A 19,758-nucleotide genomic window follows, 5' to 3' on the forward strand; every position below is an offset into this window, starting at 1 on the left:
AGCACGGGTTCGACCACCGCGACGACGACGAGGAGTCCTCGACCCATGATCAGGCTGGCTGACCTCCGTAGCTACGCGATGGCTCTGCCGGAGGTCGTCGAGAAGCCACACTTCCGGCTGCCCGGCTTCCGCGTCGCGGACAAGCTCCTCGCTCATCTGGAGAGGGGCGACGCGCACGCGATCGTCTGTGTCGGGCAGGCGGAGGCCAGCACGGCGGCCGCGGACCAGCCGGACATCTACGAGGAGGTGTGGCGGAACGGCCGGATCTTCGTCGGCCTCCGCGTCGACCTGTGCAAGGTCACCGAGGAGCGCATGCGGGAGCTGATCGAGCACGCCTGGCGCAACCGGGCACCGAAGCGCCTGGTCGCCGCGCATGACAACCGCTGACGGCCCCGGCCACGTCGTCCCCGCCGCCACCGAGGTGGAGAACGAGCGACAGTCAACGCCCGGCGCGCCGTACGCGGGCGGGGAACCCACGGTGCGACTGCGGCCGGTCGCCGAGGCCGACCTGGAGATGTTCCGACGGTTCTGCACCGAGCCGGGGCTGATCGGGCTGGACTGGTCCGGCTTCCGCGACCCGGGCGCCCCGGCGCGGCGGTTCGCCGCCGACGGCTGGCTGGGCGCCGACGACGGGCGGCTCATCGTCCAGGTCGAGCCGGACCAGGCCGCCGCCGGCTTGGTCAGCTACGTCTCCGGGTGCTACAGCGGCAGGGCGTCGTACTGGGAGATCGGGATCGTGTTGCTGCCGGCGTGGCGCGGGCGCGGCATCGGCTGGCGAGCCCAGGCGCTGCTCTGCGACTACCTTTTCCAGCACAGCCCGGCGCAGCGCATCCAGGCCGGCACCCACCCGGAGAACGTCGCCGAGCAGCGGTCGCTGGAGAAGGCCGGCTTCCAGCTCGAAGGCGTCGTGCGGGCCTGCGAGTTTCGGGCCGGGCGGTGGCGCGACGGGTACCTCTACAGCCGGCTGCGCGACGACCCGTCACCCTGGGACGGACCGGGGGAGTGACGCCCGCCTAGGGGATGGGCCACTCGTGCACCGGCCGGTTGCTGTGCATCAGCGTCACGTAGTGCCGCACCACCTCGCGCAGCGCCGCCGGCCGGTCCAGGTGGTCGGCGGACTCCAGCCGGTGCAGCGTCTCCACCTGCCACGTCGCGCCGTTGCGGCCGGTCAGGCAGCGCTGCTCGATGATGCCGAGCAACCGGTCACGCTCGCCCGGATCGAGCCCCCACCGGTCCAGGCCGTGGTGCGCCAACGGCAGCAGCCGGCGCAGCACCAGCTCGGTGACCGGCAGATAGCCGAGACCGGGCCAGAAGACCTGCGCGTCGATGCCGTACCGGGCGCAGCTGGTGAAGTTTTCCTCGGCGGCGCTGAACGACATCTGCGACCACAACGGCCGGTCGGATTCGGCCAGGGCCCGGACCAGTCCGAAATAGAAGGCGCCGTTGGCGATGGTGTCCAGCACGGTGGGCCCGGCGGGCAGCACCCGGTTCTCCACCCGCAGGTGCGGCCGGCCGCGCGACACGTCGTACACGGGCCGGTTCCACCGGTAGACGGTGCCGTTGTGCAACCGCAGCTCGGCGAGCGTCGGCACCTCACCGGCCGCCAACGCCTGCGCCGGGTCCTCCGCGGCGCACACCGGCAGCAGCGCCGGGAAGTAGCGGACGTTCTCCTCGAACAGGTCGAACACGTTGGTGATCCAGCGTTCGCCGAACCAGACCCGCGGCCGTACGCCCTGCGCCTTGATCTCCTCGGACCGGGTGTCAGTGGCCTGCTGGAACAGCGGGATGCGGGTCTCCCGCCACAGCTCCCGGCCGAAGAGCAGCGGCGCGTTCGCGCCGAGGGCGACCTGGATGCCGGCGATCGCCTGGGCGGCGTTCCAGTAGTCGGCGAACTGGGCCGGGCTGACCTGGAGATGGAACTGGGTGCTGGTGCAGGCCGCCTCCGGGGTGATCGTGTCGGCGGTGACCGCCAGCCGTTCCACCCCGCTGATGGCGATCGGCAGGTCCTCGCCCCGGGCGGCGAAGATCTGCTCGTTGAGCAGCGCGTACCGGGGGTTGTGCGAGAGCGTCTCGGCGGTCAGGTGCTCGGGACGCAGCGTCGGCAGGATGCCGATCATGACCATGTGCGCGCCGATCGCCCGGGCCTTCTCCTCGGCGGCGTTGAGGCTGGCCCGCACGTTCTCCTCGAACTCGGCGGTGCCGCTCCCGGTCAGCCGGCGGGGTGGCACGTTGATCTCGATGTTGAACTGGCCCAGCTCGGTCTGGAAACTCGGGTCGGCGATCGCCGCCAGCACGTCGGCGTTGCGCATCGCCGGCATCGACTCCTGGTCGACCAGGTTGAGCTCGATCTCCAGCCCCGTCAGCGGGCGGTCGATGTCGAACCGCGACTCACGCAGCATCTCGGCGAAGACGTCCAGGCAACGGCGAACCTTGTCCCGGTAGCGGGCCCGGTCCTCCCGGCTGAAGGTGCGTACGCCGACATCCTCGCCCATGGTCACCACCCTGTCACCGCTGGTCCCCCTAACCTCGCACGTGTCGAGCGGGCGGGGAAGACCCGATGGTCCCTTCCTACCCAGCTGTGCGCCCGGTGATCCCTGTCGCGCCCGCGTGGTCCGCACCGGCGCGACCGCCCCGCACCGCTAGCATTGCCGCTCGAGAGGTGGTGGCGTGGGAATGCGTGAGAAGGTGACCCGGCTCTTCGTCGCGGCGGCGATCGCCGAGGCGTGCTCGTGGCTGGCCCTGCTGGTCGGCATGGTGGTCAAGTACGGTCCGCCGGAGAACGAGCTGGGCGTCAAGATCTTCGGCCCGATCCACGGCGGCCTGTTCATCGCGTACGCCCTGCTGGTGCTCGCCGTGGCCCGGTTGCAGCGGTGGAGCCTGCCGGCCACGGTCGTGGCGCTGGCCTGCGCGGTGCCGCCGTTCGCCACCCTGATCTACGAGCGCTGGGCCCGCCGTCGGGGCATGCTCGACACCGCCCGCCGACCGGCCCGCGAGCCCGCCCCGGTCGGCTGAGCGGCACGTCGCACTGAGCCGCCACCGGCCGCGCTGACCGGTCAGTCGGCCAGGAAGTCGGCGAGCACCGCAGCGAGTGCCTCCGGCGCCTCCTCGGCCATGTGGTGGCCCGAGTCGACCGAGGTCGCCCGCACGTCGTCGGCCCACTCCCGCCAGATCGCCGCCGGGTCGCCGTGCAGCTCCACCATGTCGTCGCGCTCGGACCAGACGAACAGCACCGGGCAACCGATCTTCCGCCCGGCGGCGCGGTCCGCGTCGTCGGCCGCCCGGTCCGGCCCGAGGCCGGCCCGGTAGTCCTCACACATCGCGTGGACCGTGGCCGGGTCGTGGATCGCCCGGGAGTAGTCCGCGTACGCCTCCTCGCCCATCTCGGCGGGGGAGCCGCCGTACCAGGCGTCCGGATCCGCGTTGATCACCCGTTCCGCCGGCTTGTCGGTCTGGCCGAGGAAGAACCAGTGCCACCAGCGGGCGGCGAAGCGGGCGTCGCAGCTGGCCAGCGCGGCCCCGATCGGCACCCCGTCGAGCACACCGAGCCGGCTGACCCGGTCCGGATGGTCCAGCGCGGTGCGCATCGCCGCGTACGCGCCGCGGTCGTGGCCGACCACCGCGGCCCGCTCGTGGCCGAGCGCGTCGAGCAGCGCGACCACGTCGCGGGCCATCGCCCGCTTGGCGTACGCCGAGTGGTCGGCGGTCTCTGCCGGCTTCGTCGACCCGCCGTACCCGCGCAGGTCGGGGCAGATCACCGTGTGCCGCTCGGCGAGCAGCGGCGCCACCCGGTGCCAGGTGGCGTGGGTACGGGGATGGCCGTGCAGCAGCACCACCGGCGAGCCGGTCCCGCCGTGGCGTACCCGCAGGCGTACCGGGCCGACGTCGATCTCTTCGAGGGTGAATCCGGGAAACATGCCGGTGCCGGTGCCCACCCGGGCGGGCCGGGAAACCCGGACACCGCCGGTCAGGTCAGCGCGGAGCAGGCCGCGACGCCGGTGAGCAGCAGCGCGCCCAGCACCGCCTGCAACAGCAGCGGCGGGCCGAGATGCGACCAGAGCGTCGCCGTACGCGGGGTGAGCAGCTGCCCGGTGGTGAGGTTGACGATCCGCTCGATGCGGGGCGGCAGCTCCGGGTCGCGTTGCGGGCGCAGCGTGAGCTGGACCTGGTCGGCCGGGTGCAGGGCGCTCTGCGGCAGGTGGCCGTGCAGCTCGACCTCGCAGAGCTGGCCGGCGGTGTTGCGCAGCCGCACCGGGGTGACCAGGTATTCCGGCCCCTTCTTCAGCTCCTTCCACCGCCGCCGGGTGCCGCCGCCCCCGGCGGCGAAGAGCGAGCGCAGCAGCAGGGCGGGGAGCGCGGCGAACGCGGCCGCGGCGAGCACCGCGACCAGCACGGGCTGGCCGATGCGCACCTCGCGCGTGTAGCCGTCGAGCAGGCGGACCAGCCGCCCGGTGACGATCCGTTCCGTTGGGTGCACGATCCGTCGGGTATCGAGTCCGCTGTCCATCTCCACCACCGAGAGTCCGCTTCCGTTCACGCATCGTATCGGCGTCTTCGGTTGAACGACGTGAATGAAACCTGGTCACGGGCTCACGGCCGCGAGGTGACATCCCGGGCGACCCGGGTAAGCGGGGGGCCGAGCTGGAAAGGGGTCGAGCATGCAGCTGTCCTTCCTGCGCCCGCTCTACGACCGACCCGGGCCGTGGTGCTCGGTGTACCTGGACGCCTCCGCCGACACGGAGGACGCCCACGCGGCGCTGGCACTACGGTGGCGTGCCCTGGCGCGTCAACTGACCGACCAGGGCGCGGACGAGGCGACCGTCGCCGCGCTGGACCGGGTGATCCGTGGCCACGACCCGATGGTCGGGGACTACGGAATCGCGCTGTTCGCCACCCGGGGCCGGGTGGTGCTCTCCGAGTACCTCTCCGCCCCACCACTGAGCGACCTGGCCAGTTACGCGCCACTGCCGCACGTGATGCCGCTGCTCGCCCAGCGCGGCGAGCAGGTGGCGTGGGTGCGGGTGCTGGCCGACCGTACGGGCGCCGACGCGATCGCGATCAGCGCCGGCGGAGTGCCCCGGCGGGCGCACGTCGTCGGCCGGGAGACCTTCCCGCTGCGCAAACCGCAGCCCGGCGGCTGGTCCCAGGACATCTACCAGAAGGCCGCCATGGAGGCCTGGCACCACAACGCCGGCGACGTCACCGCGGCGACCGTCCAGCTGGCCGAGAAGGTGGGGGCGGAGGTGGTGGTGATCGCCGGCGACGTACGGGCCACCGGCATGATCGCGGCTCAGATGCCGGAGCGCTGGCAGGACCTGATGGTGCGTACGGATGCCGGCTCGCGGGCCGGCGGCGCCGACCAGACGCTGCTGGACGACCTCACCGTGCAGACCATCGCGGAGGTCGCCGACCAGCGGATCAGCGCCACCCTCGACCGGTTCGGCGTGCAGGAGGACGTGGGCGCCGGGCTCGACGCGGTCGTCGGAGCCCTGCAACGCAACCAGGTGGACACCATGCTCATCGTGGACGATCCGTCGGCCAACGGTGAGCTGTGGATCGGGCCGGAGCCGACCGAGATCGCCGTCGACCCGGGTCAGCTGGCCGCGATGTCGGTGGACGACCCGCAACGGGTCCGCGCCGACGCGGCGCTGGTGCGGGCGCTGGTCGGCACCGACGCGGCGCTGACCGTGCTGGGCCCGGACGAGGCGCCCGAGCTGACCGAGGGCGTCGGCGCGGTGCTGCGGTACGTCGATGCCAGCACGCCCGGGCGCGGCAATGGCTGAGCGCAGCGTGGCCGACCTGGTGGTGGAGCGGCTCCTGGCTTGGCGGGTGCCGCGCGCCTTCGGCTATCCGGGCGCGGCGATCGCCCCGCTGGTCGATGCGCTGGACCGCACGGGCGGCGACCCGGCGTTCGTACCGGCCCGGCACGAGGAGACCGCCGCGTTCATGGCCACCGGGCACGCCAAGTTCACCGGCGGCATCGGAGTCTGCCTGGCCACGCAGGGACCCAGCGCGGTGCAGCTGCTCAACGGCCTCTACGACGCCAAGTTGGACAGCACGCCGGTGGTGGCGATCATCGGCGAGGACATCTCCGGGCCGCTCGGCGGCGCACACCAGGAGATCGGGCTCAGCCGGCTCTTCGGCGACGTGTGCAACCAGTTCGTGCAGTACGGCCGCAGGCCCGAGGACGTACCCGCGCTGCTGGACCAGGCGTTCCGCACGGCGGCGGCGACCCGCAGCCCGACCTGCGTGGTGTTGCCCCGGCAGTTGCAGGAGGCCGTGGTGCCCGACCTGCAACCGCAATCCGTCGGCGTGATCTCGGCGACCCCGGGCGTGCCGCTGGCCCGGGTGCTGCCGCACGACATGGACCTCGACGCGGCCGCGCAGCTGCTCGGCAGCGGCCGGCGCACGGCGATCCTGGTGGGCCAGGGCGGCCGGGGCGCGGCCCAGGAGATCACCGAGCTGGCCGACCGGCTCGGCGCCGGAGTGGCCACCTCGCTGCTGGGCAAGCCGGTGCTCGACGAGCGGCTGCCCTTTCACGCCGGGGTGCTCGGCGAGGTCGGCACCTCGGCAGCCGCCGAGCTGATGGGCGGCTGCGACACGCTGCTGATGGTGGGCACCAACGACCCGTGGACCGACTACTTCCCGATGCCCGGTCAGGCCCGCACCGTGCAGATCGACATCGACGGGCGGCGGATCGGCACCCGGTACCCGGCCGACGTGCCGCTCGTCGGTGACGCCGCCGAGACGCTGCGGGCCCTGTTGGCCCGCGTGCCCGACCGGCCCAACCAGCAGTGGCGGGCCACGGTGGAGAGCTCCGTGGACCGGTGGCGGTCGGCCGCCGCCGACCGGGCCGCCGCGCCGGCCGAACCGGTCAACCCGCAGCTGGTGCTCCAGGAGCTGTCCACCCGGTTGCCGTCCGTCGGCGCGGTCGCGGTGGACGTCGGCTCGGTCCTCTACTGGTACGCCCGGCACCTCGTCCTGCCACCCGGGGTGAACGCGCAGCTGTGCGGCACCTTCGGCTCGATGGGCTGCGCCCTGCCGTACGCGGTGGCCGCCAAGCTCGCCGCCCCCGACCAGCCGGTGGTCGCGCTGATGGGCGACGGCGCCATGCAGCTCAACGGGCTCGCGGAGCTGATCACCGTCGCGCACCTGTGGCAGGAGTGGCGCGATCCGCGGCTGGTGGTGCTGGTGCTCAACAACCGCGACCAGTCCGGCATGGGCGGCGGGCGGCAGACGTCGGCCGACCCGGCCACGAGGCGCCCGGACGTGCCGTACGCCGGCTGGGCCCGGCTGCTCGGACTGCACGGCGTCCGGGTGGACCGCCCGGAGCTGATGGGTGCGGGCTGGGACGAGGCGCTCGCCGCGAACCGCCCGTGCGTGCTGGAGGCGGTGGTCGACGCCGCGGTGCCGCTGGCGCCGCCGGAGCCGGCGTTCGCCGACCTGCGCGGCCTGTACGCCGACGGGGAGGCCGCCCGGCGGGTCCGCGAGCAGGTGGAGCTGACCGTGAACGCGGAGGGCCTCGTTTAGGCGTGGTCCGCCAGGGCATCAGTAGCGGCCCGAGAAGGCTGGAGGTCACATGCTGGAGCCCGTCGACCGTCGATACGGTCCCGCGCCCCTACCGCAACCGCGTGGTTCGCTCTCCGCGGCGGTGGTCGGGGCCCTGCGACGTCCGCCGCACGATCTACCGGCGGGCCTCGGCGCCGACCTCGACCCGGCGGACCCGCTCGTCGACGAGGATCTCCAGCTCACCCTGTTCCTCTGCTACGAGCTGCACTACCGGGGCTGGTGCGGGGTGGACGAGGGCTGGGAGTGGCAGCCGACGCTGCTGGCCCTGCGGTCCCGTGCGGAGCGGCCCTTCGAGGCGGCGCTGCGTCGGCTGGCCGCCCCGCCGCCCCTGCCGCCCGCCGGGGTGGCGGCGGGCCTGGCCGAGCTGGTCGCGGCCGACGACGGGCCTCCACTGGCGGCGACCCTCCAGCGACGTGCCGACCTCGCCCAGTTCCGCGAGTTCGTCGCCCACCGCTCGGTCTACCACCTGCGGGAGGCGGATCCGCACAGCTGGGCGCTGCCCCGCCTCGGCGGCCCGGCCAAGGCCGCCCTGGTGGAGATCCAGACCGACGAGTACGGCAACGGCCGGCTGGACCGGATGCACGCCGAGCTGTTCCGGCGCACGCTCGACCGGCTGGGCATGGACACCGGCTACGGCGCCCACCTCGACGCGGTGCCCGCGGTGACGCTGGCGACCAACAACCTGATGTCCCTGTTCGGGCTGCACCGACGCCTGCGTGGCGCGCTGCTGGGTCACCTGGCCGCCTTCGAGATGACCTCGTCGGTGCCGAACCGCCGGTACGGCAACGGGCTGCGCCGGCTCGGCCTGGACGAGGTGGCCACCCGCTTCTACGACGAGCACGTCGAGGCCGACGCGGTGCACGAGCAGATCGCCGCGCACGACCTGTGCGGCGGTCTGGTCCGCGCCGAGCCGGCGCTGGCCGACGACGTGCTCTTCGGGGCGGCGGCTGCCCTGGCGGTGGACCGGCTGTTCGCCGCGCACCTGCTGGACAGCTGGGCCGCCGGGCGCACCTCGCTGCGGGCGCCGGCAGCGCTGACCGTCGCGCTGCCCGCGACCGTGACCCCCGCCGCAGGCCCGCTGGCCGGCGTCGCCTGACCGCGGCGGTCACCCCTCCCGGGCGGTGCCCGCGCGGAAGTCGACCATCTTGTGGGTGCCGTCGCAGAACGGCTTGAGCGCCGACTTGCCGCACCGGCACAGCGCCACCGTGCCCCGGCGGGCGTCGATCCGCTCGCCGTCCGGGGTGACCAGGGCGAAGTCGCCGCGGACCAGCAGCGGTCCGTCCTGGTACGGCGTGATCGTGGCGGCGGCGGGCTCGCTCGTGTCCTCGGTGCGCATGAGCCCGGAAGTGCCCGCCCTGGCCCCGGCGAAACCCGAGCCGCCGTACCGCTGCTGCCCTGGCCGGTTCGCCCCCGGCGACCCGCTCCCGCCGCCCGCGGCGGATCCGTCGTCGAACGCCGGTGATGACCGGCGACCCCCGCCGACCAGCGGATTGGTGTCGCCGGGTGGGTGATGCCCCGTTTGAACCCCATCGGGACGGGAAGCCGGGCCGCGTGGTGAGCGAACGAGGCAAGGTGGGGCCGGTGCACAAGGTGCACAAGGGGCTCACGGCCGATGGCGCCGGTCTGGCCGGTGACCGGGTCGTGGCCGTGGGCAGTCCCGCCCGGGTGCTGGTCGCCGCCACCGCCCGGGCGCTGCGTGGCCTGGACTGCGCCGACCTGGGGAACGCCGGGCCGGTGTCGCGGTTCCCCGGCGCCCCGGAGCCGGTCCGCCGCGCCGCGGTCAGCCGGGCCGCCGGCCGGGTCGCGCTCACCATGGCCCAGATCGACGAGGTGGACGCCGGGCGGGTCGCCCGCTGGTTCGTCGACCAGTACCCCCGCCAGCGCTACCCCGGTGTGCTGATCGGCTCCCCGCACGGCGCGGCGGCCCACCTCGCGGTGGCACTCGGGGTGCCGTGGCTGCCGGCCGGATTCGACATGTCCGTGCACTGGACCGGTGGCGCGGTGGACCGCCCGGGGGCGGCGCTGGAGCACGGCGCGGAGCTCGCCGGTCGACTGCTCGCCGGCAACCCCGACGTGCATCTTCGCCAGGTGCACTGCCCCGCCAGTCGTGGCCCGCTGACCGGGGTGACCGTGTCGCTGGCCGCCCGGTGGCGGGCGCTGCCGGCGGCGTACACGCAGTTCCTGGCCGACCGGCTGACCACCGGCGCTCCGGTGCTGCTGGTGCGCGACGCGCGGACGTGGCCGGTGCTGGAGCGCGGCCCGGGGCACAGCTTCCAGGTCGGCTGCCCGGCCAGCGGGCTGGACCCGGTGGACTTCCACCCGGACAGCCACGCGCTGCGGCAGGTGCTGCGCTCCGTCGGCGGGGACGCCGCCCGGTGGGAGCCGCCGGAGATGTCCGTCCCCTCCGGCGCCGCCGAGCACGGCGTGGACTCGGGCTTCGAACTGGCCGCCCGGGACTGGGCGGCCCGCCGGGAGCACCCCCTGCACCGGGTGCTGGTGCCCCGGCCCGCCGCGCTGAGCGCAGCGGTGGCCGACCTGTACCGGCACTGGATGCGCCGCGCCGGCAAGACCGGTGACCGGTTGGTGGTGGAGTGCGGCCGGTTGCTCGATCCGTGGCAGGTGGTGCGCGCGGGGCTGGTGCCGTACTGGTGCGAGAACGCCACCCGGCGCAGCGTCGACGAGGCCGAGTGGTGGCTGGCCGGCAGCGAGACGTTCAGCTCGGTGGACGTGCTGCCCGAGCCACCCGGGGTGCGTTCGCCCGCCCTGGCCGGGCTGCCGCAGTGGCTGGCCGTGGCCGGGTTCGGCCGGCGTCGTCGGGCGTTGGACCGGACCGCCGCCCGGGGTTACCCGGTCACCTCGGTGCCCACGCGCCGGGCCACCGAGGTGCTCCGCGCCCAGCCGTACGACCTGCCGACGCCGCCCCCGATGGGGGCCGTCGAGGCGCTCTCCGTGCTCCGGGACAGCGGCGGCCACCAGGGGTTGCTGGTCTCCTGAGGCGGAGCACGCCGAAACATCCTCGCGAACCCGGGGTCCCGTGATTGAGTACCTACGGAGCGGGAACATCGCTGACTGCGACGGCCTGATTGCGCTGCGCAAAGGCGTTGTCGCCCGCTGGCATCCCAGTCACTGACCCACTTTTCCGGCCCGGTGCGTGGCTCGACCACGCGCACGACCGGTTTCCCGATCCGGGCGGGGGACCTTCCTGAGGGAGGCGCGGATGTTCGGACAGACGAGCACGACCACACCACCACCCACCGATCGCGGTCTGGAGGACCTCGACGCGGCAGCGCTGGCGTACGCGGCCCGGATCGAGGGGCTGCCGCCGGAGCGGCGGCAGGAGGCACGGGACGACCTGGTCCGCTTCGCGCTGCCGTTCGCCGGCCGCCTGGCCCGCCGGTACCGGGGGCGCGGGGAGCCGCTGGAGGACCTGGAGCAGGTGGCCCGCCTCGGGCTGGTCAACGCCGTCGACCGGTATGACCCGGAACGGGGCTCGTTCACCGCGTACGCCGCGATCACCATCGTGGGCGAGATCAAGCGGCATTTCCGGGACCGTACCTGGGGTGTGCACGTGCCCCGCCGGCTCCGCGACCTGATCCTGGAGGTCGGCCAGGCCACCGCCGCGCTGACCAGTGAGCTGTCCCGGGCGCCCACCGTCGCGGAGCTGTCCAAACGACTGGAGACGCCCGAGGAGGAGATCCTCGCCGCGCTGGAGTCGGCGGCCGGTTACAGCCCCGCCTCGCTCAACGCCCCGGTGGGCGGGGAGAGCTCCGCGGAGTTCGGTGACCTGGTCGGCGAATCGGACAACGCGCTGGAATCGGTCGACGACCGGGTGACCGTGAGCGGCCTGCTGCACCGCCTGCCCTGGCGGGAGCGGCGGATCCTGGCCATGCGCTTCTACGGCAACCAGACCCAGGCGGAGATCGCCGCCCGGTTCGGCATCTCGCAGATGCACGTCTCCCGGCTGCTGTCGCGGGCACTGACCTGGCTGCGGCAGGCGATGCTCGCCGACGCGCCGCCGCCGTGGCAGAACGGCGCGGCCGAGCCGGACCCGGGCAAGACCCGGATCTCGGTGAAGCAGAACGGCGACCGGGTGGTCGTCGAGGTCGGCGGCGAGGTCGACCGGGACGGCGCGGACCAGCTGCGCAGGGCGATGCTGGAGGCGGTCACCGGCCAGCCGAGCGAGGTGGTCGTCGACCTGGTCGGCGCGGGCGGCTTCGACGCCGGTGGGATCGCCGCGTTGATGGCCGGGCGGGACGCGGCCGCCCGGACCGGGGTGCCGCTGCGGCTGACCCGGGTCCAACCCGCGGTACGCCGCTCGCTCACCGCCGCCGGCCTGGCGCCCGCACGGGAGTAGCGCGGCCCGCCACCGTACGCGACGAGGGCCGACACCCACGGGTGTCGGCCCTCGTCAGCGCGTCCTGCTGGTCAGCGTTCCTCGGGGTCCTGGTCGCTGTGCGGGTGCCGCCAGCGCTCGTGCGGCTTCGGCGCGTCTTCGCTGTCCTGAGGCGCGTCGCTCTGCTCGAAGCTCGGCCGGCGGACGCCCTCGGGCTCCGGCACCTCCACGGGCCGGGCGCCGGACTGCGGCGCCGGCTGGAACTCGGTCGCGTCGCGGGCGCCGTGCGCGCCCTCGGCGGCGGGCGACTCCGGGACGTGGTGCTCCACGCGCAGCTCCTCGGTGAAGTGCTGCGGCGGCTTGGTCGTGCGCTGTGGCAGGTCCCGGCCCAGGTCCGCGACGAGCGGGCCGTACTTCAGGTCGAACGCGGGGCGCTCGGAGCGGATCCGGGGCATCCGGTCGAAGTTGCGCAGCGGCGGCGGGCAGGTGGTGGCCCATTCGAGAGAGTTGCCGAAGCCCCACGGGTCGTCGACGGTCACCATCGCCCCGTACCGCCAGGACTTCCAGGCGTTGTATATGAAGAACAGCGTGGACAGGCCGAGGATGAACGCGAAGATGCTGGAGATCGTGTTCAGCGTGGTGAAGCCGTCGGTCGGCAGGTAGTCGGCGTACCGGCGGGGCATCCCCTCGTTGCCCAGCCAGTGGTGCACCAGGAAGGTGCCGTGGAAGCCGATGAACATGGTCCAGAAGTGCGCCTTGCCGAGCCGGTCGTCGAGTAGCCGTCCGGTCATCTTCGGCCACCAGAAGTAGTAGCCGGCGAACAGGGCGAAGACCACCGTGCCGAAGACCACGTAGTGGAAGTGCGCCACCACGAAGTAGGTGTCGTGGGTGTGCCAGTCCGCCGGCGGACTGGCCAGCAGCACCCCGGTGAGTCCGCCGAGCAGGAAGGTGACCAGGAAACCGATGGAGAACAGCATCGGCGTCTCGAAGGTGAGCTGTCCCTTCCACATGGTGCCGATCCAGTTGAAGAACTTCACGCCGGTCGGCACCGCGATCAGGTAGCTCAGGATGCTGAAGAACGGCAGCAGCACCTGGCCGGTGGCGAACATGTGGTGCGCCCAGACGGTCATCGACAGGAAGGTGATCGCGGCGGTGGCCAGCACGATCCCGGTGTAGCCGAAGAGCGGCTTGCGGGCGAAGACCGGGATGACCTCGCTGATGATGCCGAAGAACGGCAGCGCGATGATGTAGACCTCGGGGTGGCCGAAGAACCAGAACAGGTGCTGCCAGAGCATCGGCCCGCCGGTCGCGGGGTCGAACACGTGCGCGTTGAGCAGCCGGTCGGCCGACAGCGCCAGCAGCGCGGCGGCCAGCAGCGGGAAGACCAGGATCACCAACAGGCTGGTGAACAGCATGTTCCACGTGAAGATCGGCATCCGGAACATGGTCATCCCGGGCGCGCGCAGGGTCAGGATCGTGGTGATCAGGTTGACCGCGCCGAGGATGGTGCCCAGCCCGGAGACGACCAGGCCGACGACCCACATGTTCGCGCCGACGCCGGGGGAGTGCTCGGCGCTGCTCAACGGGCTGTACGCGGTCCAGCCGAAGTCGGCCGAGCCGCCGGGCGTCAGGAACCCGCCGACCACCATCAGCCCGCCGAACAGGTACAGCCAGTAGGCCAGCGCGTTGAGGCGGGGGAACGACACGTCCGGCGCGCCGATCTGGATCGGCACGATGAAGTTGGCGAACCCGAACGCCGCGGGCGTGGCGAACAGCAGCAGCATCACCGCGCCGTGTGAGGTGAACAGCTGGTTGTACTGCTCCGAGGAGAGGAACTGCAGCCCGGGACGGGCCAGCTCGCCCCGCATCACCATCGCCTGCAGCCCGGCCAGCAGGAAGAAGCCGAACGAGGTGAGCAGGTAGAGCACACCGATCTGCTTGTGGTCGGTCGTCGCGAGGAACTTGATCAACGAGTTGCCGGGGACCGGCGTCCGCAGTGGTCCGGGGAAGCCCCCGAAGCGGGCCGGTGCCAGGATCGCCGGGCCTCGATCGCGACTGGGTTCCGTGGTTACCCGCTTGGGCATGGCTGCTCACCCCGCCGTTGTGACAGAAAGGACGGGTGTGCCTACCCGACCCTCTGACCATAAAACCAGGGCAGAGCGGTAATTTCAGTCAGATAGCCCGAGGGTGGCCGGAACGCTCAGGTTGCCGGCACCATCGCCCACACCGCCTTACCCTGGCCGGCCGGCACGCTGCCCCACCGCTGGGCCAGCTCCCGGACCAGCAGCAACCCGCGCCCACCCTCGGCGCGCAGATCCGCCGCAGCCGGCCGCGCCGCCGCCTGGCTGCCGTCCACCACCGCCAGGTGCAGGTACGGCCGACGCAGGGTCACCGTCACCTGCATCGGCGTGCCGGCGTGCCGGACCACGTTGCCGACCAGCTCGCTGAGCACCAGCGCGGCCGGGCCGGCGGCATCGGGGAGGTTCCACCGCGCGCACGCGTCGACGACCAGCTCACGAGCCCGCCGGCAGGCCTCGGCGACCGGCTCCAGCCGCGCCTGTAGCCGCGGCGGGGCGGCCGCGCCGGCCACCCGGGTCGCCTCCGCGCAGTCCCGCGACACCGGGACGACCCGGCACGTGGTCGACTCGGCCAGCCACCGTTCGGCGTCCGGCGGTGGGGCGCAGAGCACCACCGGCACGGCCGGCCACTCGGCGGCCCGCCGGGCCGTCGCGGCGAAGACGGACAGCGCCAGCCGGTCCCGGACGGTGACCTCGGTGAGGTCGACCACCAGCGCATCCGGTTGAGCGGCCAGCGCCTCGTCCAGCACGCGGTGCACCGATCGCATAGTGCCCAGGTCCAGCGCACCGCGGAGCCGGACGACCGCCACCGGCGCGGTGTCGCAGACCTCCCAGGTGATCCGGCTGGACATGACGCCCTCACTTCGCTGATGTGTCGGTATCTGCTGTGTCCGGATCTGCGAACTACCCGAGGCGCAGCCCGGTCAAACCGGACCTACGGGCCGGGCGAGGCAGGTCACGGTGTGGCGGGGCAGGTCACGGGTGGTGTGGCCGGTCAGGGACGGGCGCGGCCGGTCAGCACGCCCAGCGCGATCATGCCGACACCGAGGCCGAGGTGCAGCCAGTCGTCGGCGTCGTTGACTGGCAGCACGTTCGCCCCGGTGTCGTGGTCCACCGCGAGGCCGTAGAGCCACAGCACCAGGTAGACGGCGCCGCCGCCGATGAGGAACGTCCGGGCGCCGCTGACCGTCCGAGCCAGCGCCAGGCCGGCCACCCCGAACAGCAGGTGCACCAGGTTGTGCAGCACCGACACCTGGAACACCCCGAACAGGTACGCGCCCGAGCCGTGACCGGCGAACCGGAGATCGGCCGTGCCGCTGGTGATCCCCGGCACGAAACCGAGCACGCCGATCAGCAGGAACAGCACCGCCACCGTCCCGGCGGCGCGGCGTACCGGCGGCTTGCCGTCGGCCGGATTGTGCCGGGCCCGGGAGTGCGCCATCGGTCCGACCATCACCGGCTCCTCGCTGCGCGGCGGGCATGAGCGCTGCGGGCTACCCGTCGCCGCCGACGGCAAACCCGGCGGCGGGGACGGGCGGTCAGACCGGTTGCAGCCGTGGCGCGCCGGCGAGCTGGCGGACCCGCTGATACAGCTCGACGTACCGCTGAGCCATCACCGCCGGGGTGAATCGCTGCGCGGCCACCCGCCGGCACTCGTCGGCGTCGAGCAGCTCGGCGGCCAGCACCAACTCACCCAACTCCTCCTCGTCGGTGGTGAGCAGCCCCGTGCGGCCGTGCTCGATCAGCTCCGGCAGGCACCCCCGGGCCGTCGCCACCACCGGCGTGCCCAGGGCGAGCGACTCGACCACCGCCGTGCCGCCGGGCTCCTCCCAGCGCAGCGGGAACAGCGACGCGCGGGCGCTGGCGAGCAGGTCGTCACGCTCCTGACCGGCCACGGTGCCGACCCAGCGGACCAGGTCACCGTCGACGTGGGGCGCCACCTCGTCGAGGAAGAACCGCACGTCCGGGTTCTGCCGGGCCTCGTCGCCGGCCGCGGCCAGATCGGCCGGCCGGTGGTACGGGCCGACGGGCCCGGCCAGCACCAGCGGGAAACCGACCCGATGGGCGAGGCGGGCGCCCACGTCCTGTCCCTTGCCCGGGTTGATCCGGCCGAGGATGAGCAGGTGCTCGCCCTTCTCCGGGCGGGACCGCCGGTCGGCGTCCACGGCAAGCGGGGTGGACAGGTGCACGTGCCCCACCGAGTGCTCCCGCAGCGCCCGCGGAGCCCGGGCCAGCTGGGACGCGGACACACCGTTGACGCGGACCCGCTCGCCGCCGTCCAGGCTGCCGTAGAGCGCGGGGTGTTTGGCCAGGTCCCAGTGCAGGGTGTGCAGGGTCGGCGGGCCGCTCGGCCCCATCGCGGCGAGGGTGGCCAGCCCGACCGCCTCCACATGATCGTGCACCAGGTCGATGTCGTCGCGGGCGTGCAGCTCGCGCACCACCCCGGCCAGGTGCGCCTGCGCGATCCCGCAGACCTGGTTGTACGGCCGCTGAAGCGCGGCGAACTGCCCGTCGGGAAAGACCGACACCTTCTCGTCCACCGTCAGGGTGCTGCTCTCCACCGAGGCGAGCACCACGCGTACGCCGAGTCGCCGCAGCTCCGGCACCAGCGTGGCGATCACGTTCTCGATGCCCCCGTAGCCCGGTGGTGGCACGGACAGCCACGGGCCGGCGTTCATCAGCACGGTGAGACTCATCGGACCCGGCCCTTTCGTGCGACGGCACCCGGGGCGGTCGCCCGCGTCCTCACGCCGCGGCCACCCGTCGACGGGGCACCCGGTGACGCAGCTCGGCCAGCGGCGGGCGCTCCTCGATGGACACGTCGCTGACGACGATCTCGCGGTCGAGGTTCGGCAGCGTGTCGGACCCGCCACGGCGGAACTGGGTCAGCAGCGCCTCCGGTGCCATGCCGGGGCTCGCCCAGCCCCGCCGTTGCAACCGCGACCAGGCGGTCAGCATGATCTGTGCGGACATCCGGCCGAGCGCCGCGGTGTCCTGGTGCCGGTGCTTACGTTCACCGAGGTCGACCTGCGCCAACGCGTCCAGACCCACCATTTCGAGCAGGTCGATCAGCATCGCCGTCTCCACTCCGTACCCGGAGACGAACGGCACCTGGGCCAGCACCTCCCGCCGGCCGGCGTACTCGCCGGCGAGCGGCTGCACGAAGCCGGCCAGTTCGGGCCAGAAGAGGTTGAGCAGCGGTCGCGCCATCAACTCGGTCACCCGGCCGCCGCCGTCCTGCTCCACGCTGGCGGTGCCGACCAGGGGCCGGTGGTAGAAACCCTTCACGAAATCGACCGACGGGTCAGTCAGCAGGGGGCCGAGCAGTCCGCTCACGAAGTGCGGCCGGAACTCCCGCAGGTCGGCGTCGATGAACGCCACCACGTCCCCCTCGGCGGCGGCCAGGCCGGCCCAGAGCGCGTCGCCCTTGCCGGCGAGCCGGGGCAGCCCCCGGGTCATCTCGTCCTGGCTGACCACCTCCGCGCCGGCGGCCCGGGCCACCCGCGCCGTGCGGTCGGTCGACCGCGAGTCCACCACGATCAGCTCGTCGACCAGCGCGACCCGATCCATCAGGTGTTCCCGGATGGTCGCCACGATCGCACCGACCGTGGCCTCCTCGTTACGCGCCGGCAGCACCACGCTGACCCGGCTCTCTCCCTTGGCGCGTAGCAGCCGGCGCGCCGGCCAGTCCGCCGCCGACGTGGTCCGGTACGTGGCCCACGCCTCCACCACCGGTGACACGCTCGATGTCGTATCCCGCACGGGCACCCCTCCGAATCCTGGCGGAAAACCGAGTTTGGTTGTTCCCATTCCGCACCATGCGCTAACCGCTTCCAGGGAAACAGCTTGATCACAGGGTGGCCCCGGCGCGTTCCCGGGGCATGAACGTTTGATTGCGCCCACCCCAGGGGACTGCTCCCGGCGGAGATGAAACCTTCTCGAAGGGAATTTCGAATGCGTGGATGCCGGGTGGGTCTGGTCGGCGCCGGCGGAGTGGCACAGCGGCACGCCCGCGTGCTGGCCGGGTTCGATGACGTCGAGCTTGTCGGCGTCACCGACGTGGCGCCGGAGGCGGCGTCGGCGCTGGTCGCGCAGCACGGCGGACGGGCCTGCGCCGACGTCGCCGAGCTGCTGGCCGCCGGCCCGGACGCCGTGTACGTCTGCGTGCCGCCGTTCGCGCACGGCCCGGCCGAGGAGGCGGTGATCGACGCCGGTGTGCCGATGTTCGTGGAGAAACCCGTCGCGGTCGACCTGGTCACCGCCGAGCGGATCGCCGACCTGATCGCCCGGCGCGGGCTGCGTACCGCCGTCGGGCACCACTGGCGTTACCTGAGCGTGCTCGACCAGGCCCGTGAGCTGCTCGGCGACCGTCCGGTGCGGATGGTCAGCGGCTCCTGGCTGGACAAGGTGCCGCCGGTGGCCTGGTGGTCGCGGCGGGACCGCTCCGGCGGCCCGGTCGTCGAGCAGGCCGCGCACGTGCTCGACCTGATGCGGGCGCTGGTCGGCGAGGTCACCGAGGTCACCGCGTACGGCAACGGCACACCGCCGCCGGTGGACGGCGCCGACATCGACTCGGTGACAACCGCCACGCTGCGCTTCGCCGGCGGCGCGGTCGGCACCCTCAGCGCGGCCTGCGTGCTGGGCTGGAAGCACCGGGCCGGGCTGGAAATTCTCGCGGACAGGCTGGCTCTGTCGATCAGCGAGGACGGCCTGCTGATCCGCGACGCCGACGGTGAACGGCACGTGCCGGCCGATCCGGAGGCCGCCCGGGTGGCGGTCGACCGCGCCTTCATCGACGCGGTGCGTGGCGTCGGCGACGACGTGCGCGTTCCGTACGCCGAGGCGCTGGGCACCCAGCGACTGGCCCTCGCGGTGGCCGACTCGGCCCGCACCGGCGAGACCGTGCGGCTCACCACCCCCGTCGGACCGACGGTGCTCGCCACCGGGGTGACCGTCGATGCGTGACCGGGTCGTCGTGGTCTCCGCCCCCGGCCGGGTGGAGCTGGTCGAGCAGGACGCCGCCCCGCTGCGCCCCGGCACCTTCCGGGTCGAGACGCTGTTCAGCGGCGTCTCCGCCGGCACCGAGCTGAGCTACGTCAAGGGCACCAACCCGTACCTGCACGTCACGTGGAACGCCGACCTGGGGCTGTTCCAGCCGGGGGAGGCGAGCACCCCGTACCCGGTGACGCGGCTGGGTTACATGCAGGTCGGCCGGGTGGTGGAGAGCGACACCCCGGCGGTCGCGGTGGGCGCGGTGGGCGCGATGACGTACGGGCACCGCACCGGCTGGCTTGCCGACCCGGTCGCCGAACGGTTCGTTCCGCTCCCCGACGACCTGGACCCGCTGCTCGGCGTCTACGTCGCGCACATGGGTCCGATCTGCGCCAACGGCCTGCTGCACGCCGCCGCCGACCTGCACGGCGCCGGCGTCCGCTCGCTCGGCGACGGGGTGCGCGGCCGGCGGGTCGCGGTGGTCGGCGCCGGCGTGGTGGCGCTGCTGACCGCGCTGTTCGCCCGGCGGCACGGCGCCGCCTCGGTGGTGGTGCTCGACCCCACCCCGCAGCGCCGGCAGGTCGCCGAGGCCCTCGGCCTGGAAACCCTCGACCCGGGCTCGGACGACCCGGCGGCGGTGCTCAAGACCCGCTGGGCGCACACCGCCGGCGACCGGGGCGCCGACGTGGTGTTCCAGTGCCGCGGGCAGCCGTGGGCGTTGCAGCTCGCGCTGCGGCTGCTGCGGCCGCAGGGCACGGTGATCGACCTCGCCTTCTACCAGCGCCGCGC

The 19,758-nt window shown here is 73.3% G+C and carries 19 protein-coding genes; 10 read left to right on the top strand and 9 right to left on the bottom strand.

Features of this window, described 5'->3' with window-relative positions; genetic code table 11:
* The first annotated feature begins 45 nt into the window (after positions 1–45).
* Together EAD98_RS05605 and EAD98_RS05610 are read left to right on the top strand one after the other, a co-directional pair.
* On the top strand, positions 46–387 hold the full coding sequence (locus EAD98_RS05605) for an MmcQ/YjbR family DNA-binding protein (RefSeq protein WP_121653006.1): 342 nt from the start codon (positions 46–48) through the stop codon (positions 385–387).
* Positions 374–1,006, top strand: a complete 633-nt coding sequence (locus EAD98_RS05610) for a GNAT family N-acetyltransferase (protein WP_121653007.1) — start codon at positions 374–376, stop codon at positions 1,004–1,006. The genes EAD98_RS05605 and EAD98_RS05610 overlap by 14 nt, the downstream gene beginning before the upstream one ends.
* A gap of 7 nt (positions 1,007–1,013) precedes the next feature.
* Here the strand turns inward: EAD98_RS05610 and EAD98_RS05615 are convergent, their stop codons facing one another.
* Entirely contained in the window at positions 1,014–2,492 is a 1,479-nt protein-coding gene (locus tag EAD98_RS05615; RefSeq protein WP_121653021.1) for a glutamate--cysteine ligase, read from the bottom strand.
* Positions 2,493–2,673: 181 nt separating this feature from the next.
* On the opposite strand from EAD98_RS05615, the gene EAD98_RS05620 reads away from it, so the two are divergent.
* A complete protein-coding gene (locus EAD98_RS05620; protein ID WP_121653008.1) occupies positions 2,674–3,012 on the top strand; it encodes a DUF3817 domain-containing protein in 339 nt (112 codons plus the stop codon).
* Positions 3,013–3,053: 41 nt separating this feature from the next.
* On the opposite strand, the gene EAD98_RS05625 is transcribed toward EAD98_RS05620, so the two are convergent.
* Both EAD98_RS05625 and EAD98_RS05630 read right to left on the bottom strand, forming a co-directional pair.
* The gene (locus EAD98_RS05625; RefSeq protein ID WP_121653022.1) at positions 3,054–3,914 is read right to left on the bottom strand and encodes an alpha/beta fold hydrolase; all 861 of its coding nucleotides are present in this window, start codon (positions 3,912–3,914) and stop codon (positions 3,054–3,056) included.
* Between the two features lie 50 nt (positions 3,915–3,964).
* Positions 3,965–4,513: a hypothetical protein gene (locus tag EAD98_RS05630; protein ID WP_199723301.1), complete on the bottom strand. Its 549-nt coding sequence runs from the start codon at positions 4,511–4,513 to the stop codon at positions 3,965–3,967.
* A 142-nt stretch (positions 4,514–4,655) separates the two neighbouring features.
* Here EAD98_RS05630 and EAD98_RS05635 point away from each other — a divergent pair, with 142 nt between their 5' ends.
* Genes EAD98_RS05635 through EAD98_RS05645 form a run of 3 tightly spaced genes read left to right on the top strand, consistent with a single transcriptional unit; the run spans position 4,656 to position 8,662 of the window.
* Entirely contained in the window at positions 4,656–5,780 is a 1,125-nt protein-coding gene (locus tag EAD98_RS05635) for a Vms1/Ankzf1 family peptidyl-tRNA hydrolase (protein WP_121653009.1), read from the top strand.
* Positions 5,773–7,527 (top strand): thiamine pyrophosphate-binding protein, encoded by a 1,755-nt coding sequence (locus EAD98_RS05640; protein ID WP_121653010.1) that lies wholly within the window; start codon positions 5,773–5,775, stop codon positions 7,525–7,527. Before EAD98_RS05635 ends, EAD98_RS05640 begins: the two co-directional genes overlap by 8 nt.
* A gap of 49 nt (positions 7,528–7,576) precedes the next feature.
* Entirely contained in the window at positions 7,577–8,662 is a 1,086-nt protein-coding gene (locus EAD98_RS05645; protein ID WP_121653011.1) for an iron-containing redox enzyme family protein, read from the top strand.
* A gap of 9 nt (positions 8,663–8,671) precedes the next feature.
* Here EAD98_RS05645 and EAD98_RS05650 read toward each other — a convergent pair whose 3' ends face one another.
* The gene (locus EAD98_RS05650) at positions 8,672–8,902 is read right to left on the bottom strand and encodes a CDGSH iron-sulfur domain-containing protein (RefSeq protein WP_121653012.1); all 231 of its coding nucleotides are present in this window, start codon (positions 8,900–8,902) and stop codon (positions 8,672–8,674) included.
* Positions 8,903–9,147: 245 nt separating this feature from the next.
* On the opposite strand from EAD98_RS05650, the gene EAD98_RS05655 reads away from it, so the two are divergent.
* Both EAD98_RS05655 and EAD98_RS05660 read left to right on the top strand, forming a co-directional pair.
* The gene (locus tag EAD98_RS05655) at positions 9,148–10,560 is read left to right on the top strand and encodes a hypothetical protein (RefSeq protein WP_121653024.1); all 1,413 of its coding nucleotides are present in this window, start codon (positions 9,148–9,150) and stop codon (positions 10,558–10,560) included.
* Between the two features lie 223 nt (positions 10,561–10,783).
* Positions 10,784–11,920: a SigB/SigF/SigG family RNA polymerase sigma factor gene (locus EAD98_RS05660; protein ID WP_121653013.1), complete on the top strand. Its 1,137-nt coding sequence runs from the start codon at positions 10,784–10,786 to the stop codon at positions 11,918–11,920.
* A 71-nt stretch (positions 11,921–11,991) separates the two neighbouring features.
* On the opposite strand, the gene ctaD is transcribed toward EAD98_RS05660, so the two are convergent.
* The 5 genes from ctaD to EAD98_RS05685 all read right to left on the bottom strand — a co-directional run bounded on the left by ctaD (position 11,992) and on the right by EAD98_RS05685 (position 17,739).
* Positions 11,992–13,983 (bottom strand): cytochrome c oxidase subunit I, encoded by a 1,992-nt coding sequence (gene ctaD, locus EAD98_RS05665; protein WP_121653014.1) that lies wholly within the window; start codon positions 13,981–13,983, stop codon positions 11,992–11,994.
* 116 nt (positions 13,984–14,099) lie between these two features.
* Positions 14,100–14,828: an ATP-binding protein gene (locus tag EAD98_RS05670; protein WP_121653015.1), complete on the bottom strand. Its 729-nt coding sequence runs from the start codon at positions 14,826–14,828 to the stop codon at positions 14,100–14,102.
* A gap of 143 nt (positions 14,829–14,971) precedes the next feature.
* Positions 14,972–15,430, bottom strand: a complete 459-nt coding sequence (locus EAD98_RS05675; RefSeq protein WP_121653016.1) for a DUF4383 domain-containing protein — start codon at positions 15,428–15,430, stop codon at positions 14,972–14,974.
* Between the two features lie 85 nt (positions 15,431–15,515).
* A complete protein-coding gene (locus EAD98_RS05680) occupies positions 15,516–16,673 on the bottom strand; it encodes a glycosyltransferase (protein ID WP_121653017.1) in 1,158 nt (385 codons plus the stop codon).
* A gap of 49 nt (positions 16,674–16,722) precedes the next feature.
* Positions 16,723–17,739, bottom strand: a complete 1,017-nt coding sequence (locus tag EAD98_RS05685; protein WP_121653018.1) for a glucosyl-3-phosphoglycerate synthase — start codon at positions 17,737–17,739, stop codon at positions 16,723–16,725.
* Positions 17,740–17,931: 192 nt separating this feature from the next.
* Between EAD98_RS05685 and EAD98_RS05690 the strand changes: the two genes are divergently transcribed.
* Positions 17,932–18,942, top strand: coding sequence for a Gfo/Idh/MocA family protein (locus EAD98_RS05690; protein ID WP_121653019.1), 1,011 nt, complete (start codon positions 17,932–17,934; stop codon positions 18,940–18,942).
* A partial coding sequence (locus tag EAD98_RS05695; RefSeq protein ID WP_121653020.1) for a zinc-binding dehydrogenase occupies positions 18,935–19,758 on the top strand: 824 nt, incomplete at its 3' end. The genes EAD98_RS05690 and EAD98_RS05695, both read left to right, overlap by 8 nt.

This window comes from Micromonospora sp. CV4 (assembly GCF_003667455.1).
In the GTDB taxonomy this organism is placed as follows: domain Bacteria; phylum Actinomycetota; class Actinomycetes; order Mycobacteriales; family Micromonosporaceae; genus Micromonospora.